Genomic DNA, 17665 nt, shown 5'->3' on the forward strand with positions numbered 1-17665 from the left:
GCGGCTACGGCGTGGCGCGCTCCGGGGCGGCGACGTCCACCTTCATGCGCCGGTACGCGCGCTGCAGCCGCACGCTGCCGCCGGGCAGCCGGTCGCCTTCAACGGTGATGTCGATGCGCAGCGCCCCGGAGGCCGCGTCGGGGAGCGCGTAGCGGTAGATCGCGCGACGCCCATCGGGGACATCCAGTTGCAGCGCGAGCCGCCCCCCCTCGTCGCGCAGCGTGGCGTGCGTGCCGTCGGCGAGGTCGAGCGTGCCGGACAGTGGCACCACCACCACGTCGCGGCCCTCCGAGGTCCCGAACACGACCGCTTCGCGCATCCGCTGCATCACCAGGACCGCATCCTCGGGAGCAGCGAACGCGCCTTGCGTCGGCAGCAGGCCTTTCAGGCTTGGGCGTCCACCGGCGGGCCGGGCGCCGCCTGGCGGCGGCCCCATCGGGCCGCCCCCACCCGGAGGTGGGCCCATCGAACCCTCGCCCCCGTTGCCCGGAGGAGGCCCTCCGGCACCGCCGGGGCCCCCGCCAGGCCCACCGCCGCGGCCCGGTCGCGCGCCACGCTCGGGGCGTGCACCTGCGGGCATGGCGCGCTCGGCGTCCTGCAACAGTTGCGTGTTGGTCTCCACGTCGGGTTGCCACTCGCCCGAGGGGTCCTGCGGAGTCGCCTGCGCCAGCGCGGGAGGGGTGGCCGCCATCAAGGCAGCGAGGAAGCAAGAAGTCAGGCGCACGTCGTCGGCTCGTGGGGGAACGAGCGCGGAACGCTTGGCAGCGGCGCGGGATGACGTTGGATCCCCGCGTGTTGCCGGGCATTCAGACGTGGCGGGGCGCGGATGTCCGGTGCCCGTGCGCGGCCACGAACCTCCCGGATGTACGCCGACGCTTCGCTGCGCGGACGGCGACAGATCAGCCGCTCCGGGAGGATGTCACGATGATCGCGCACGCCGCGCCGCTGCACGAAACCAGGATCGGGCTGGAGGATGTCGACATTCCCCGCCTGGGCATGTCGGCCATGCGTTTCATCAAGGCGATCGAACGCGGCCAGCACGAGGTCCTGTGGGAGGCCGCGTCGGACACGATCCGGCACACGATGGGGCGCGAGGCGTTCATCGCGCTGCTGGCGCAACGTCATGGTGCGCTCGGGCATGGCATGGGTCGGCGCTGGGCGGCGGTACGCGTCGACCAGCCCGGGCAGCGGCCGCATTGGCAGCCGGGCACGTACGCGGTGCTGGAGTTCTCCGCAGCGTTCGGCGAGGCCGCCACGCCGTATCGCGAAACGGTGACCCTGCGGCGTGAAGAGGCGGGTGTCTGGCGCCTGGCCGGTTACGCCGTCCGGGCGTGCTGATCGCTCATCGCCGCGGCGTGCCGTCGAGGGTGTGGTCGATCATCCACAGGCCCGCCCACAGCTTCGCATCCAGTTCGTAGCCTTCGGCCATCTTCTGCGCCAGCCACGCGGCGGCGCGCGTGCGCGGGATGGCGTGTACGGTGATGTCTTCGTCACCATCGCCGCCGCCGTCGCCCACCTTGCGCAGGCCGGTCGCGCGGACGAAGGCGATCTTCTCGCTGCTGCTGCCGGACGAGGTGGGGCCGATCATCAGCACCTCGGCGTGCGCGGCGGTCCAGCCGGTTTCCTCTTCGAGTTCCCGGATCGCCGAAACCTCGATGGATTCATCGGCGTGGATGTCGCCCACCAGGCCGGCGGGCATCTCGATGGTCAGTGCCTGCAGCGGCACGCGGAACTGCTCGACGAACAGCACCTCGTCGTCCGGCGTGACTGCAATGATGATCGCCGCGAGCCCGCCCGCGTGCGCACGCTCCACGTATTCCCAGGTGCCGCGGACCATCATCCGCTGGTATTTGCCTTCCCACACCACCTGCGGCGGCGTACGGCGAACGTCTTTGTTATTCATGGTTTCACATTCATTAATGGGGCGCGCGAAAGACATTACCGCACCAGGATGTCCGGCCCGTGCTTGTTAATGTGATGTGTGGGCTTCCGTAAAGATTGTTACACTCTCACTTCGGGGAGGAACCTCGTCAACACGGGAGTATCGGCCGCCATTGATGGCTGGCCCGGGGAATCATGTCTTTGCGCGTTTGGCGATCCTCCTGGGTGGCGCCCTTAGGCGTGCGTCTAACCCCCCTTGTCCAACTCGTGGCCCACGTGGGGCCCTCGGGCGAAGTGGAGTACGAGGCGGAAGGGGATGATCCCCAGTTCCGCGTGGATCCGGAGCTCGGCATCCACGCGTTGGTGCCGGGGTGGTACCTGGTCGATATCGTGGTGAAAGCCGTCGATGGCGACATCCAACGCCCCTGCCTGTATCCCGATTATGGCGGTGGCTGCAGCGAAGCCACCCGCATTCCCCTGCCGCCCCCCGGTCCCGACGGACGGATCCGCGGCATGGTCGTCATCAGCCGGCCGTTGCGCGCGCTTCGTTTCGACCCCTCGATCCGTCCCGCGCGGTTCAAGGCCGGGGCCATGGCCTTCCGGCGCATCACGCGCGCTCGCGCGCTGTGGATCCTCCCGCAAGGCGCCGAGGCGTCGCGGGGAGGCGAACCTCCCACCGTCGCCGGGTTCGCGCGACGTTTGCGCATGTTCCTCGGCGAGGTCCGCGGGCAGGGCCTGAGCGCCGCCGTCGATGACCTCGTCCATCGCTATTACGGCGCTTCGCGGCATGCGTCCGGTGGCTATCCGTTGTGGCTCGATCATTTCGACCCGCTGAAAGGGGCAGGGCTCGAGCGCGCGCGCGTTCAGGCCGGTCAGTACGCCAATGGTCCGCTGATTTCGGTGGTGCTTCCCGTTTACGACACGCCGCTGCCTTTCCTGCGCCGCTGCATCGACAGCGTGAGGGAACAGACGTACCAGAACTGGGAGCTTTGCATCGCGGACGATGCGTCCCCCGATCCCAGGATCGAGGAGTGCCTGCGCGCGTATGCGCACGAAGATGTTCGGATCAAGGTGGTCGTGCGCGAGCAGAACGGCCATATCAGCCTGGCCACGAACAGCGCATTGGCCATGGTCACCGGCAGCCACGTCGCGTTCCTCGACCACGACGACGAGCTCAGTCCGGACGCGTTGCACCAGGTGGTGCTCGCGCTGGCCGAACACCCGCAAGCGCGGCTGCTGTACAGCGACGAAGACAAGATCGACGCGATGGGGCATCGTTTCCAGCCGCACTTCAAGCCTGGCTGGAACCCCGAACTGCTCCGTTCCCAGAATTACATCTGCCACCTGATGGTGGTGGAGACCAATCTGCTGGCGCAGGTCGGGGTGTTGCGCACGGGGTTCGAAGGCTCGCAGGACCACGACCTGGTCCTCAGGTGCACCGAAGTGCTCGCGCCCGAGCAGATCTGCCACATCCCCCGCGTGCTGTATCACTGGCGTGCCATCGAAGGGTCCACTGCGCTCGGGGGCGAACAGAAGAGTTACGCGTCGGAAGCCGGCAGGCGCGCCGTCAGCGAACACCTGCAGCGCATCCGGCGTGCGGGCGAGGTGGAGATCGTGTCCCCCGGCTGCTATCGCACCCGGTTGGCGCTGCCTGCCTCCGCGCCGAAGGTCAGCGTGATCATCCCCACCCGCGATCGCGCCGACCTGCTGTCCATCTGCGTGCGGAGCGTCCTCGAGAAAACGGAGTATCCGGACTTCGATATCGTCGTGGTGGACAACGGCAGCCTGGATCCCGACGCCCGCCTGCTGTTGAAGGAACTGCGCAAGACGCCGCGTGTCCAGGTGCTGGATTATCCGATCCCGTTCAATTTCTCGGCGATCGTCAACCATGGCGTCCGGCAAGCCAGCGGTGACGTGCTGTGCCTGCTGAACAATGACACCGAAGTCATCAATCCGTCCTGGCTGCACGAACTGGCGGCGCGCGCCATGCAGCGCGATGCCGGTGCGATCGGCGCGATGCTGTACTACCCCGACGACACCATCCAGCACGCGGGCGTCGTCCTGGGGCTGGGCGGCGTCGCGGGCCACATCCATACGCGCATGGGGCGCGGCGCACCGGGGTACATGGCGCGGGCCTGGGTGGCGCAGAACATGAGTGCGGTGACCGCAGCCTGCCTGGTCGTCAGGAAAAGCGTCTTCGAGGAAGTGGGTGGCTTCGACGAGGCTCTCCCCGTGGCCTTCAACGACATCGACTTCTGCCTGCGCGTGCTCCAGGCGGGCTACCGCAACGTGTGGACGCCGTACGCCGAGCTCTACCACCACGAATCGGCGAGCCGCGGCAACGAGGATTCACCCGATAAGCAGGCGCGCTTCGCCGCCGAAGTGCACGCCATGAAATGGCGCTGGGGCGACGCGCTGCACGACGACCCGGCCTACAACCCCAACCTCACGCTGGACCAGGGCGATTACGGTCTGGCGTTTCCGCCGCGCTCGCCGAAGTTGCGTGTCGCGGGCATCCCCACCCGACATTGATGTCCCAGGCAATCCGAACGATGAGTCTCCTTTTCCGGCATCTCGCCGAAAGCTTCCGAAAGCCCGACCACTGGCTCTACGCGAGCTGGCTGGATGTGATCACCAAGTATCGAAAGAACGCGCTCGGGCTGTTCTGGGTCTTCTTCCCGCCGATCGTCTACATCTGGGGCCTGGGCCTGTTCTTCCGTGCGATTCGCGGCGGGGCGCCCGACGAGGCGGGGTTCCTCGCGCACATGGGGTTCGGCTTCATCCTGTTCCGGTTAATGTCGACGGTCGTCATGGAAGCGGGCGGCAGTTTCGGTTCGTACCTTCCGTACATCCACGAGGGCCACCTGCGCCTGACCGACTACGTGCTGAGGCCGCTCGCGCGCTCGGCGATCTATTTCCTGTTTGCGGTTCCGCTGCTGGTGATCGTCCTGGTGGGGGATGCCCCGATTCTCCCGATCGGTGTCTTGTGGGCATCGCTCGGCCTGCTCGTCGTCCTGGTCAACCTGTTTCTCTATGGCACGATGCTGGCGTTCGTCGGTGCACGGTTCCCCGACGTGAACCAGTTCTTCAGCAGCGTGATGCTGGCCATGTTCCTGATCACGCCCATCGTATGGTTCGCCAAAGACGCGCCCGTTGACACCATGCACGGCATGCTCATGCGCGCAAACCCGTTCCATCACATGCTGGCGGTCGTCCGCGGCCCCGTGCTGGGCGAAACGATCGAGCCGTTGACCTACACCTACCTGGGCGCGATGACGCTCATCGGCCTTGTGCTGGCGGCCGTCATATACGGACGGCTGGCCAAGCGCATGCCGGCGTGGCTGTGAGGAGCGCGCCATGAATGCAATGCTGCGTGCCTACAACGTATCGCTCGAACTGCCGACGGAAGTCCACAAGACCGGCCGCAAGGGCTACAGCGACCTGCTGGCCACCCTGTCGGGCTCCGTGCGCTACCGGACGACGATCCTCTCGGGCATCAATTTCGAAGCCGTGGACGGCGACCGCATCGGCATCATGGGGCTGAATGGTGCCGGCAAGACGACGTTGCTGAGGGTCCTCAACGGCGCGTACGCGCCGACGGCGGGCGTCCTCCGCGTGGAGGGTTCGCGACAGTCGCTGTTGAATCCGTTGCTCGGTTTCGCCGACTACGCGTCCGTCGCGGAGAACATTTTCCTGCGCGGCACGGCCATGGGCCTGCGCTACCGCCAGCTGAAGGCGATAGCGGTGGATGTGCTCGAGTTCGCGGGCCTGACCGATCGCGCGGAATTTCCGCTGTATACCCTGTCCAGTGGGCAGCGCATGCGCCTGGGCTTCGCGATCACCACCGCCGTGCAGCCCGATATCCTGTTGATGGACGAGTGGTTGTCCACCGGCGATGCGGCCTTCGTCGCGCGGGCGCGCAAGCGCATGCAGGATCGGTTCGAAGGCAGCCGTATCGTGATCCTCGCCAGCCACAGCACCAGCCTGTTGCGGGATACGTGCAACAAGGCACTCGTGCTGGACAAGGGGCGCATGCACTTCTTCGGCGACACGGCAGATGCCCTTGAAGCGTATCGCGACATCGTTTCGCAGGCCTCGTCGGAAGAGCGGGATGCCGCGATGACGTCCGACCCCGTGCTGTTCGGCAACACACAAGGCGTGGTGGAGCGTATCCGGGCCACCCAGGACAGCCTGGAAGTGGTCGGCTGGGCCATGGACGACCGGGGGCGCGAGGCGTCGGTCGTCTGCCTGGAGTTTGCCGGCGGGAAGCACCTGGTGGAATCGTTCGAGCGCGTGCAAAGAGACGATGTCAACGACTACATCGGCAAGCGGACCGGCAAGTACGGCTTCCGCTTGTCGCTTGCACTGGAACAGCCCGTCGTCGCGCGCGAAGTCGTGGATCAGTTGCAGGTGCGCGTGGGGCGCAATGTGTCGCGGTTGGGCACCCCTCTGTCGCTCGTGCGCGCCAGCGTCATCGAAACGGAATAAGCGTGGGGAGGCGTCGCCTCCCTGGTTCAGTCAACGGAGCACACAGCCATCGCTATGAAGAATCTGTTGGGAAAAATAGCCCAGCCGTCCAAAGCCCACGGCAGGCCGGACGAGGGTGGTATCGAACTCCAGAAGACGCCGTTGGAGCTGCCCGACGTTTCGGGTGGCACGCCGTGCCGCGTCAAGGTGGATGTCGCCGTGCGGTTGGGCGACAAGGTGCTGGTGGGTGGCTGGAGCACCGGCCCGTTGAAGCTCGCGCTGCAGGCCGACGGAGCGCCGATCGCCACGACCGAAACGCGCTTCGTCCGCGCCGACGTCGTGGCCCATCTCAACTTGCCGAAGGAAACCCAGACCGGCTTCGTCCTGATGGCGGAGGCGACCCCGGGCAAGGCGGTCGCGTTCTCCTGGGGGGCCGGAAAGAACAGGCGCGGCGAACAGGAGCTCGTGCTCAAGCCCGCGAGCGAACTGACCGACGATGATTCCGGGCTGCTCGGCCCCGCCGCCAGTCTGCTCACGCGGCAGATGGCGCCGCATACGCCGGAATGGCGGGAAGCGATCACGCGTTTCCCGGTGGCCGCGAAGGAATGCGCGGATGCGAAGTCGTACATCGAGGCCGCGCATGTCATCCGTGGCACCCGGCACATCATCGTGGTGGGCTGGCTGGTGGCCCGTCCCGGCATGCAGGTATGGGGTGAGGATGACCAGGGCAATACCTATCCCCTGGAATCCAGTTACCGGCTGGTCCGCAACGACGTGCACCAGCTGTTCGGCGCGCTGTTCGGTGCGTCGGCACGCCGTTCGGGCTTCATCTTCCATGCGCCCGCGACGGGAACACCCACCACGTTCCATATCAAGGCGCTCTCGGAGGACGGCGTACACCTGTTGGCCGAGGCCGCATTGGCGCCGTTGAGCGAGGATCCGGTGACGTTCGCGCGCTGGCTGTTCGGCGTCGGTGCGGGCGACGAGGAATGGACGCGGCGCGTCGGCGAACTGGACGCGCCGCTGCTGTCGGGCATGATCGAACGCGCGCGCGCGCAGTGGGACGACTATCCCGTCACCGCGCGAGTGTGCGGCAAGCCGCTGGACGCGCCGGAGGTCAGCATCGTGGTGCCGTTGTACGGGCGCGTCGATTTCGTCGAGAGCCAGATGCTGGCGTGGGTGCGGGATCCGTGGATCCGCGAACACGCGCAGTTGATCTACGTCCTGGATGATCCCAACCTTGTGGCCGGGTTCCGCCCGTTGGCGGAAGAGTTGTACTCCCTGTATCGCGTGCCGTTCATGTGGGTGTGGGGCGGCGTCAATCGCGGCTTCTCCGGAGCCAACAACCTGGGCGCGCAGTACGCAACGGGCCGTCACTTGCTGTTCCTCAACAGCGATGTCTTTCCGCGCGGGCCGGGCTGGCTCAAGTGTCTGGTGGAGGTGCTGGAGGCGCGTGCGGACGTGGGCGCAGTCGGGCCCCGGCTGCTGTTCGCCGATGGCGGCATCCAGCATGCGGGCATGCGCTTCATCTGGCTGCCCGAGCACGATGTCTATGTCAATGAGCATCCGATGATGGGGCTGGATCCCGCCCTGGATCGGCGGACGGGTGTCGTCGATGTCCCGGCGGTCACGGGTGCGTGTGTCCTGGTGAGGCGGGAGGACTTCGATCGCATCGGCGGGTGGGACACGGGCTACCTGATCGGCGACTTCGAGGACTCGGACTTCTGCCTGAAGCTGCGTGCCGAAGGACTGTCGTCCGTATACCTGCCGGAGATCGAACTGATCCATCTGGAGCGGCAGTCGATGACGGCGCTGGGTACCGAGGATTTCCGCAGCAAGGTCACGCTGTGGAATGCGCTGCGCCACCAGGCGCGCTGGCGGACGCTCATCGAATCGTCGATGGGGGCTGCCGAATGAACGCTGTCGAGACGCTTCCGATGTCCAGCAAACCCCGCATCCTGGTGATGTCGCACCGCCACCCGGACTTCAGCCTGGGGGGTGGGGAGATCGCCGCCTACAACCTGTACAAGGCCTATCGCGACAGTGCCGACGTCGAGGAGGCGTGGTTCCTCGCCAGCGCCGATCGTGGCCGAGGCGTCAACGGCGCCATCACGCCGCGGCGCGCCAACGAGTATCTGTGGGAGCAGGGCATCGGCGACTGGACGATGCTCAAGGCGGCGCATCGCCGCTCGCTGGTCACCGGCTTCCTGGACCTGCTGCGCGCGCTACGGCCCACGGTCGTGCATACGCACCACTATGCGCACCTGGGCGTGGAGTTCCTGCGGCTGGTCAAGGAGTTCGACCCGAACATCAAGCTCGTGCTGACGCTGCATGAGTACATGGCCATCTGCAACAACCAGGGGCAGATGATCAAGACCAACGGTCGCCTCTGCAGTCGCGAGTCCTACGACGATTGCCGGCTGTGCTTTCCCCAGCGATCGGTCCAGGACTTCTGGCGCCGCAAGGACTTCATCCAGAGTCACTTCGCCTACGTCGACCAGTTCGTGTCGCCATCGGAGTTCCTGCGCCAGCGTTACATCGCCTGGGGCATCCCGGCGGACAAGATCGTGGTCATCGAGAACGGCCAGGACGACGTGGAGCCGTTGCCGCTGCGGCCGCTGGCAGAGGGAGGGACGCGCAACCGGTTCGGTTACTTCGGGCAGATCAACCCGTTCAAGGGGCTGGACGTGCTGCTCCGCGCGCTGACGCAGATGCGGAAGGCGGAACGCAAGCAGATCGTGCTGGAAGTGCACGGCGCCAACCTGGAGACGCAGAGCGGCGAGTTCCGCGACAAGATCAAGGAACTCGCCGATCCGTTGATCAAGGAGGGTGTCGTCCAGTGGATAGGTCCTTATCAGCCGCACGAGATCGCCAGTCGCATGGCCAATGTCGATTGGGTGGTGGTGCCTTCTGTCTGGTGGGAGAATTCGCCGATGGTGATCCAGGAGGCGTTTGTCCACGGGCGTCCGCTACTGGTTTCCGATATCGGCGGCATGGCCGAGAAAATCACGCAAGGAATCGATGGAATTCATGTGGCGACCAGCAACACGATGGCATGGTCGACCGCATTGTTGAGTTCGACCTCTCGAGAGCTCCATGCACGCATGGCTTCAAACATTGGTCGCCCCAAGGATCACAAAGCCTGCGCCTTTCTGCATATCGAAATGCTGAGTAAGGGTCATGTCTGACGCATTTCAAAATCTTAGAAACACGCTCGACGCCCCGGAGCTTCTGCGGTCTAGCGTCGGACAGGTCGATGTGACGCTTCCATGTGTCGATGGTCTTGTGTTGATTGGCGAGAGTTCGCTCGGGATCTCCTTCGAAAAGGGGGAAATCTCCTCAAATCTCGTCTTTGCGCATCCGGGCAGACGATGCTCTCATCCGCTAAGGATTAACTATCATGCCGGTGCAGCACGAAACACCGTTGTGCTTGGCAAGGGTGCCGAAATATACGGGCAGCTCCACATTCATGGCAGCGACAATGTGGTCATCCTAAGTGGCGGTACAAGTCACTGGTCCATGGTTAATGCTCGCCTGTGGGGCAGTAAACAGGTATTCCTGTGGGGGCTGGGGGCGACATCAAACGGTTGCGACGTGGTTATGCAGGGTGACGGAAGGAAGGTCCTTGTCTCCGACGACTGCATGTTTGCGAATGGCATCTATGTGAGGAACTCGGATATGCACCCTGTCGTCGATCTACAGACGAAGGAGTGGCTCAATCCGCCCGATGATGTCGTTGTGGGTTCGCATGTCTGGGTCGCGCAGGAAGTCTTGATTGGAAAAGGAGTCCTGGTGGGGCGCGGGTCTGTCATAGGCGCCAAAGCATTTGTCAATCGCTCGATACCCCCGTTCTGCCTTGCAGGGGGCGCACCTGCAAGAGTCCTCAAGAGTGGCATTAGCTGGGACCGGGACGAGTTCCCTCGACGAGAAGTGGTCGATCGTCTGAGCGAAGAATACTTGCAAGGCCAGCCATGAAGACGGCAGTTCTTGTTCCTGTTCATAGGAGGGTCGATCTGGTGGTCGACCAGTTGCTCAACTATTCATTTTCTTCCGACGGTTGCGTTAGTCAGTTCATTCATGTGTCGAAGGCTGGGTTGATCGATAGAGATGAACTCCGAGGATTGTGCGGCGTTCTTGGGGTCGATGCGGAAGTATGTGAGTCGTCTGAAAGTACCGGGTGGGCTTGCGTCTACGGGGCCTACAACAAGCTCACTACTCGCTACAGGCTAGAGATCCTGGCCCGGTACTCGCATGTTTACATGCATACGGATGCTGATCTTGTGCTGGACGGTGATCTCAATGAATGGCTGGAGGAGAATCCTGTCGCATTCGGCCGTGAGCCCTTGGATGCCCAGCATCACTGGCACACGAAGATCTTGATGGATGAAAGGTTCTCCGCCCTTCGATCCCACATGGGGATTCCAGACGGTTCGATTGTTGGAGGCAGGCAGGAGGGCTCGCATATTCCGGTGGGGCTCTGGCTTGATGCGGTGGACGTCATTTCCAGGTTCTATGGCGAAGATTTTTTCGCGGACCCGGCATTGCATTGGCCGATAGAGGAGTTTGTACTTCCGACCGTTCTGATGGGTATCGATCGCGACATTTCACCGAGTCGGCCACTTGTAAGAACGAGGTCGATGCTTGACGTTAGCGCGACGAACCCGCGAGACCAAGACGCAAACTGCATGTCGATAGAGGACATGGAGTCGATGATTTTGGGTGCTTCCGGTGGGTGCGTCGCCGCGAAGTGGTTTTCGCAAGATTTCAATAACCCGGCGCGTACCAAGGTACGGTCGAAGCGAATTGGGGCTGACTGAACTATGGCTAGAATTAGGGTTATCGACTGCACTCTTCGAGATGGCGGGTACTACAACGCCTGGAACTTCGACGTAGACTTGGTTAATGAGTACCTGGCTGCGATGCACGCCGCTGGCGTCGACTATGTCGAGGTTGGATTTAGATCTTTTGAGAAGAGCGGCTTCAAAGGTGCGTGCGCCTACACGACCGACAACTACATCCGGACCCTGAAGATTCCCGAGGGTCAGGTGCTTGGCGTTATGGTGAATGCGGCAGAGATCGTCAATCACCCTGCCGGAGTCGTCGGCGCGACCAGCTTGCTCTTCTCTAGCGCTCACTTGTCCCCAGTTGACCTGGTGCGTTTCGCCTGTCATTTCCATGAGTTCGAAGCCACGCTTCAAGCTTGCGACTGGCTGAAAGCGAATGGTTACAGGGTGGGCATCAATCTGATGCAGGTGGCGGACAGGACTGAAGAGGAACTTCATCATATTGGGCGCCTGGCTTCGGCGCATGATCTTGACGTGCTGTACTTCGCAGACAGTCTTGGAAGCATGGATGCTGCGCAAACAGAGCGGATTGTCCGCGCGCTCAGAGTGGCTTGGTCAGGGGAGATGGGTATCCATACTCATGACAACATGGGGCGCGCAGTATCGAACACGCTGAAGGCCGTAGAGTGCGGTGTCGCGTGGGTTGATTCCACTGTGACAGGAATGGGGCGCGGACCGGGCAATGCGCAAACTGAGTACGTGTTGATGGAGCTTGAGGCGGAGCGTCCCGGACGGATGAATCTTTCTCCGCTGATGTCCCTTATCCGCAGGCGATTTGGTCCTATGCAATTCGAATGCGGATGGGGAAAGAACCCGTACTACTTCCTGAGTGGGAAGTACGGAATTCATCCAACCTATATCCAAGAGATGCTATCCGATCCTCGTTATGGCGAGGCGGAGATTCTTTCTGTCATCGACCATCTGCGGCAAGTTGGCGGCAAGAAATTTCGCAGTGACTTGATGGAGCAAGGGCGGCAGGCGTCCAGTGGCGCATCCAGCGGAGGTTGGAGGCCTGATGTTTCTTTTCGTGGAAGGGACGTTCTGATCATTGGGGCGGGACCTTCCGCAGCGGTGCATGCGCCCGCGATTGAAGACTATGTCCTGCGCGCCAAGCCGATCGTGATGGTGCTCAATACATCCGAGCCGGTGCGGGCTGAGCTCGTCGATTATCGAGTTGCTTGCCATGCATTTCGCCTGATGGCCGACTCCCACAGGTATGAAGTGCTTGGCCACAGGCTCATCGCCCCGGTCGGGCAAATGGATGATTCTTTGCGGGATTCGCTGGGTGGCGTGGAGATTCTTGACTTTGGCCTGTCGGTGGAGAGCATGGCCTTTGAGTTCCGCGGAGACGGTGCAGTCGTGCCAACATCATTGGCGATCGCATATGCGCTTGCCGTATGCTCGTCTGGCCACGCAAAGGCAATCAAATTGGCCGGATTCGATGGATTCTCGTCCGATGATCCCAGGCAGATCGAAATGAGCGAGCTGTTCGCTGCATATGCTGCTGCCGAGGGCGCAGTTCCGCTTGAGTCGATTACCCCTACCAGCTATAAGATTCCGGTTACTTCCGTCTATGCGCTCTGAAAAATCCGTCGAGCCGCTTATCGTGATCCCGGCTCGCTTTGAATCTGCAAGACTTCCCGGGAAGCCCCTGATTCCATTGAATGGGGTTCCGATGATAATTCGTACCTGGCGACAAGCGGTCAAGGCGGTGGGCGCCGATCGCGTGCTGGTGGCGACGGAACATGAGCGCATCGCCGAGGTTTGTCGGCAGTATGAAGCGCGGGTCGTTATGACATCCTCGACATGTTTGACCGGCACGGATCGTGTTGCCGAGGTTGCGAGGTCAATTCCGGCGTCTTGCTACGTCAATGTTCAAGGCGATGAGCCGGCCTTCAATCCAGAGGATATTGTTCGACTTGTGGATGCGGCGGAGAGGGATCCCGCTGCGGTCATAAATGGATACTGCAGTGTGTCGGATGAGGACCAGTTCCGCTCACCGACTATCCCGAAGGTCGTCATCAGGCCCGATGGCAGGCTCTTGTACATGAGTAGAGCGGCGATTCCCACCGACAAGAGTCTCGGCTTCCGGGGTGCGAGGCGACAGGTTTGTGCCTATGCGTTTCCTCCTTCGGCGCTTGAGGCGTTCAGCGCGCGCGCGACAAAAACGCCGCTGGAGAGCGTTGAGGATATTGAGATCCTCAGGTTTCTTGAGCTGGGGTTTGAGGTGCGGATGATTGAGATGAGCAACCAATCGGTTTCCGTTGATGTCCCGGAAGATGTCGCGCACGCGGAAGCCAGGCTGTCTTCGCTAGGGCTGGCATGAGGTTGGGTGACGCGCAGAACTTCCGCACTGTCGTCTTTGACTGCGACGGCGTCCTTCTGAATTCAAACTCAATCAAGACGAGCGCTTTTCATGTAGTTGCATCGCAGTTTGGTGCCGGCCCAGCGGAAGAGATGGTTAGGTACCATGTCGAAAATGGGGGGATTTCCCGGCAGGAGAAGTTCAAGTACCTGCTTTCAGTCATATTGGGCGTGGAATCTTCGGTTGACGTTGTGAGTCGCCTTTGCGATCAGTATTCGCAGGAAGTCCGTGCAGGCCTGATGACATGTGCGGTGGCTGGGGGGTTGGAAGAAGCCAGGGCGCGATTCGGTTGGCAGCGTTGGATGGTGGTGTCCGGGGGGGCTCAAGATGAGCTGCGGGACGTGTTTGCTGCGCGAGACATGGAAGATGTCTTTGACGGTGGGATCTTTGGCAACCCTGACGACAAAGTGACAATTTTCCGTCGTGAGGTCGCGAATGGCGCCTTGAAGCTTCCGGCTGTCTACCTGGGGGATAGCCGTTACGATCACGTGGCTGCCACGGCAGTCGGCTTGGATTTCCGGTTCATTTCTCGATGGACTGAGTTTTCCGAGTACAAGAGCTACTGTCGTCAGAGCGGGATTCAGGTACTTGATTGCGTCGCTGACTTCTTTGCTGGTTGAGTGAGAAGCGAGAGGATGTGCAGAACTTTCGAGGTGGACGCCTGATGTCCAGCATCTCGTGTTTGGCCCGGGCGCAGGGCGCTTTCGACTCCGCAGCTCTGCCGCTGGTCGCGTCGCCTGCGGCGTTGACCCATAGCTGCGCGCGCACCGCTCTTAAGGATTAGGCCGCGAACGATACGCAGACAGATTGCCCCAGGCTCCCCGCTTGCTGCATCTCGCGTCCGTCGTCCCATCGCACCGGTTGTGCGAGCGGAATGTAGTTTCGGTCGCCATCCAGGATCTGCTCGACCTTCAGCCCCAGATGCGCCGCCCAGACACGGATCCCATCCCGGTCCATGAACTGGTTCAGCACCTTGTCGGGCCTCGTGTCCTGCAGTGAGGCCTCGAAGATGTTCCAGTGCGACGGAATGCGGAACTCCAGGAACGAGAAGACGATCTTGCCGCCGGGCTTGAGCACCCGCTTGGCGTCCTGCAGGTAGCGATAGGTTTCCTCGAACTGCAGGTGCGTGAACACCGAGAAGAACGTGATGAAGTCGGCCGAAGCATCCGGCTCCGGGATCGTGGTGCCGGGCGCGGCATAGAAGCGCCAATCGTCCCGCTGGCACTTGCGCTGCGCGTACTGGAACAACTCGGGCACGACATCGATGCCCACGTAAGGACCCGTCAGATAGTCCTTCAGCTGGTAGGCCAGCCGTCCGCTGCCGCACCCCACGTCGACGACTCCGTGATCCGGCTGAAGGCCCAGGTGCTTGAGCAGCTGGAACTCCAGCATCCCCACGGCCTCGTAGTCCCCGCCGACGGCCAGGGACATGGCTTCGCCTTCGTCATGCGATGCCATCAAGTCCTTGCTGTGCTTCAGGTAGCTCGACAGGAAGTGCGGAAGTTTCATTTCAGGATCCTAATGCTTGCCATGCGTGGTGTCCGGTCAGAATGCCGGCGCCCGGTGCCAGTCCCACGCGGTGCGCAGGATAGCTTCGATGCTCGTGTGGGTCGGCGACCATTCCAGGACCTCCCGGGCGCGCTGGCTGGCGGCCACGAGCACGGGAGGGTCGCCCGCGCGCCGAGGTGCCCGCTCGAACGGCACCGGCAGCCCCGTCACCCGTTCGGCGGCACGGATCACCTGCATGACACTGAAGCCCGTGCCGTTACCGAGGTTGAAGGCATGTGCGCCGGGTGCGGCCTCCATGTAGTCCAGCGCCCGCGCATGCGCATCCGCCAGGTCCAGCACGTGCACGTAATCGCGCACGCAGGTGCCATCCGGCGTCGGGTAGTCCTCCCCGAAGACCTTGAGCGGTGCGGCGGGATTGATCAGCGCACGCAGCAGGTTGGGGATCAGGTGCGTTTCCGGCTCGTGCGACTCGCCGATGCCGTCGTTCGCGCTGGCTCCCGCGGCATTGAAGTAACGCAGGCAGACCGAGCGCAACCCGTACGCGTGCGCCGCGTCCGCCAGAATGCGCTCGACCATCAGCTTGCTCGCGCCATAGGGATTGATCGGCGCCTTGGGATGGTCTTCGTCGATCAACGCGGCGACCGGATTGCCGAACACCGCCGCGGTCGAGGAAAACACGATGCGGTCCACGCCATGGCGGCGCATCGCCTGCAGCAGGTTGAGCGTACCCACCACGTTGTTCTCGTAGTAGTCGTACGGTGCGGCCATCGATTCCCCGACCAGCGAGCGTGCGCAGAAGTGCAGCACGGCGTCGAAGCGCTGGTCCTGGAAGGCGGCATCGAGGCTGGCCGGGTCGAGGAGGTCGGCCCGGATCAGCGGCCCCCAGCGCACGGCTTGTGCATGGCCGGTGCTCAGGTTGTCCAGGACGGTGACGCGATGGCCCCGGGCGTCGAGGACCTTGGCGACATGCGAGCCGACGTAACCGGCGCCGCCGCAGACAAGCAAATGCATCGTGTCTTCCCTGAAAGTGAAGCCTGCATTCTATCCGCGGCGCACCGTCAGGACAGGATGCATCAGCTTTCCAATCCCGCGGCCACCCGCAACCGTCGCCGCGTCATCGGGCCGAAACGCAGCGCATCGGACAGACCCAGGAGCATGTCGCCATCGGCCTGGCCGCGGGCGTGGCCGGAGGCGATGTCGCCCAATGGCGCATCCAGGGCGATGGTGGTGAGTTGGCGCCAGAGCAGCGCATGTTCGCGCTGCTCGCGCAGGCGTGCGGCCATCGTCGCGGCGCCGCGCAGGCGCAGGAAAGCCACTTCGTCCACGCGAGCGAGCAGGGTGTCGAGATCGCCGAAGTGCGCGAGCAGGATGGCCGCCGACTTCGCCCCGATGCCGCTGACGCCCGGGATGTTGTCCACGGCATCGCCCGTCAGCGCGAGGTAGTCGGCGATCTGCCGCGCTTCCACGCCGTGGCGCGCCTTCACGCCCGCCATCCCCCAACGCAGACCGCGCGAGAAATCCCATTGCTCGTCGTGTTCTTCGAGCAGCTGCGACAGGTCCTTGTCGGCGGACACGATGACGCCGCGGAACGCCTGCGGGCGCGCGGCATGCAAGGCGCTGCCGATCAGGTCGTCCGCTTCGTACTCGCCGTGCGACAGCACGCTCAGCCCGAGCGCGGCGCAGAGCGCCTTGCAATGGGTGAACTGCCGCCTCAGTTCTTCGGGGGCGGGCTCGCGATTGGCCTTGTAGGCCGGGTACAGGCGGTTGCGGAAGCAACTGTCCAGCGCTTCGTCGAAGGCGATCGCGATATGCGCCGGCCGCTCCTTTTCCAGCAACTCCAGCAGGAAACGCGCGAAGCCGTGCACCGCGTTGGTGGGCCAGCCGTCGGCGTCCTGGAATTCATCCGGCATCGAATGCCAGGCGCGGAACACGTACAGGCTTGCGTCGACCAGGTAGAGGGCGCGCACGCCGTCGGCCTCAGGGTGCCCAGTCGGTCAGCAGCGTGGCCGCATCGGGGCGGTCGCGCTCGGGCGCTTCCACCTGCGACGTACCGATGTGGATGAAACCGGCGATCCGTTCGTTCGGCGCGAGGCCCAGCGTCGCGGCGACCGCGTCGTCGTAGGCCATCCATCCGGTCAACCACTGCGCGCCGAAGCCCAGCGCCTGTGCGGCCTGCAGCAGCGCGAAGCACACGCTGCCGGCGGTCAGCAGCTGTTCCTGCTCGGGCACCTTGTGGCCGGCCGTGAGGCGTGCGACCACGGTGATGATGGTCGGCGCATGCGAGAAGCGTGCGCGGTCCTTCTCGACCACGGCATCGGCGGCATCCGGGTCGAGATGCAAGGTGCGTGCCGCCAGCCTTTCGCCGAGCGCATGGCGGGCGTCGCCCTGGATGCGGACGAAGCGGAACGGCACCAGCTTGCCGTGGTCGGGCACGCGGACGGCGGAGGCGAGCATCCGCAGGAGGGTGGCGTCGTCGGGGCCGGGCTCGCCAAGTTGCTTGGAGGGCACGGAACGGCGGGCGTCGAGGAACTGCAGGGGGGAGGGGAGCGACATGCGTCAAGTTTAGCGTGTCACATCTTGTTGCACGGCACTAAAATGC

17 protein-coding genes are annotated in these 17665 nt (G+C 63.5%); 11 read left to right on the forward strand and 6 right to left on the reverse strand.

What is annotated here, in order from left to right:
- Positions 1-4: 4 nt before the first annotated feature.
- Positions 5-691, reverse strand: a complete 687-nt coding sequence (locus tag ASD72_RS20935) for a hypothetical protein (RefSeq protein WP_235577986.1) — start codon at positions 689-691, stop codon at positions 5-7.
- A gap of 233 nt (positions 692-924) precedes the next feature.
- Here ASD72_RS20935 and ASD72_RS10010 point away from each other — a divergent pair, with 233 nt between their 5' ends.
- Positions 925-1338 carry a DUF4019 domain-containing protein gene (locus tag ASD72_RS10010; protein WP_056879747.1) on the forward strand — a complete coding sequence of 138 codons (414 nt, stop codon included), beginning with the start codon at positions 925-927 and terminating at the stop codon, positions 1336-1338.
- A 4-nt stretch (positions 1339-1342) separates the two neighbouring features.
- Here ASD72_RS10010 and ASD72_RS10015 read toward each other — a convergent pair whose 3' ends face one another.
- Positions 1343-1903, reverse strand: coding sequence for an NUDIX hydrolase (locus ASD72_RS10015; RefSeq protein ID WP_056879748.1), 561 nt, complete (start codon positions 1901-1903; stop codon positions 1343-1345).
- 218 nt (positions 1904-2121) lie between these two features.
- Here ASD72_RS10015 and ASD72_RS10020 point away from each other — a divergent pair, with 218 nt between their 5' ends.
- From ASD72_RS10020 to ASD72_RS10060, 10 genes are read left to right on the forward strand one after another with little or no spacing between them, the layout of a single operon-like run.
- A complete protein-coding gene (locus ASD72_RS10020; RefSeq protein ID WP_162250372.1) occupies positions 2122-4413 on the forward strand; it encodes a glycosyltransferase family 2 protein in 2292 nt (763 codons plus the stop codon).
- Positions 4414-4433: 20 nt separating this feature from the next.
- The gene (locus ASD72_RS10025; RefSeq protein WP_056879750.1) at positions 4434-5228 is read left to right on the forward strand and encodes an ABC transporter permease; all 795 of its coding nucleotides are present in this window, start codon (positions 4434-4436) and stop codon (positions 5226-5228) included.
- A gap of 10 nt (positions 5229-5238) precedes the next feature.
- On the forward strand, positions 5239-6369 hold the full coding sequence (locus ASD72_RS10030; protein ID WP_081420256.1) for an ATP-binding cassette domain-containing protein: 1131 nt from the start codon (positions 5239-5241) through the stop codon (positions 6367-6369).
- A 54-nt stretch (positions 6370-6423) separates the two neighbouring features.
- A complete protein-coding gene (locus ASD72_RS10035) occupies positions 6424-8265 on the forward strand; it encodes a glycosyltransferase family 2 protein (RefSeq protein ID WP_056879752.1) in 1842 nt (613 codons plus the stop codon).
- Between the two features lie 20 nt (positions 8266-8285).
- Entirely contained in the window at positions 8286-9536 is a 1251-nt protein-coding gene (locus ASD72_RS10040) for a glycosyltransferase (RefSeq protein ID WP_343123680.1), read from the forward strand.
- Positions 9529-10323: an acyltransferase gene (locus ASD72_RS20940; RefSeq protein ID WP_155944575.1), complete on the forward strand. Its 795-nt coding sequence runs from the start codon at positions 9529-9531 to the stop codon at positions 10321-10323. Before ASD72_RS10040 ends, ASD72_RS20940 begins: the two co-directional genes overlap by 8 nt.
- A complete protein-coding gene (locus ASD72_RS10045; RefSeq protein ID WP_056879754.1) occupies positions 10320-11165 on the forward strand; it encodes a hypothetical protein in 846 nt (281 codons plus the stop codon). Before ASD72_RS20940 ends, ASD72_RS10045 begins: the two co-directional genes overlap by 4 nt.
- Before the next feature lie 3 nt (positions 11166-11168).
- Positions 11169-12776, forward strand: a complete 1608-nt coding sequence (locus tag ASD72_RS10050; protein ID WP_056879755.1) for an aldolase catalytic domain-containing protein — start codon at positions 11169-11171, stop codon at positions 12774-12776.
- The gene (locus ASD72_RS10055; protein ID WP_056879756.1) at positions 12766-13518 is read left to right on the forward strand and encodes a 3-deoxy-manno-octulosonate cytidylyltransferase; all 753 of its coding nucleotides are present in this window, start codon (positions 12766-12768) and stop codon (positions 13516-13518) included. The genes ASD72_RS10050 and ASD72_RS10055 overlap by 11 nt, the downstream gene beginning before the upstream one ends.
- On the forward strand, positions 13515-14177 hold the full coding sequence (locus ASD72_RS10060; RefSeq protein ID WP_056879757.1) for a haloacid dehalogenase-like hydrolase: 663 nt from the start codon (positions 13515-13517) through the stop codon (positions 14175-14177). The genes ASD72_RS10055 and ASD72_RS10060 overlap by 4 nt, the downstream gene beginning before the upstream one ends.
- Positions 14178-14337: 160 nt before the next feature.
- On the opposite strand, the gene ASD72_RS10065 is transcribed toward ASD72_RS10060, so the two are convergent.
- From ASD72_RS10065 to ASD72_RS10080, 4 genes are all read right to left on the reverse strand, one after another.
- On the reverse strand, positions 14338-15066 hold the full coding sequence (locus ASD72_RS10065) for a class I SAM-dependent methyltransferase (protein WP_056879758.1): 729 nt from the start codon (positions 15064-15066) through the stop codon (positions 14338-14340).
- Between the two features lie 36 nt (positions 15067-15102).
- On the reverse strand, positions 15103-16077 hold the full coding sequence (gene galE, locus ASD72_RS10070) for a UDP-glucose 4-epimerase GalE (RefSeq protein ID WP_056879759.1): 975 nt from the start codon (positions 16075-16077) through the stop codon (positions 15103-15105).
- A 62-nt stretch (positions 16078-16139) separates the two neighbouring features.
- A complete protein-coding gene (locus ASD72_RS10075; RefSeq protein WP_235577992.1) occupies positions 16140-16976 on the reverse strand; it encodes a 5'-3' exonuclease H3TH domain-containing protein in 837 nt (278 codons plus the stop codon).
- A gap of 67 nt (positions 16977-17043) precedes the next feature.
- Positions 17044-17619, reverse strand: coding sequence for a nitroreductase (locus ASD72_RS10080; protein ID WP_056879761.1), 576 nt, complete (start codon positions 17617-17619; stop codon positions 17044-17046).
- Between the last annotated feature and the right edge of the window lie 46 nt (positions 17620-17665).

It is taken from the genome of Pseudoxanthomonas sp. Root630 (assembly GCF_001427585.1).
In the GTDB taxonomy this organism is placed as follows: Bacteria; Pseudomonadota; Gammaproteobacteria; order Xanthomonadales; family Xanthomonadaceae; genus Pseudoxanthomonas_A.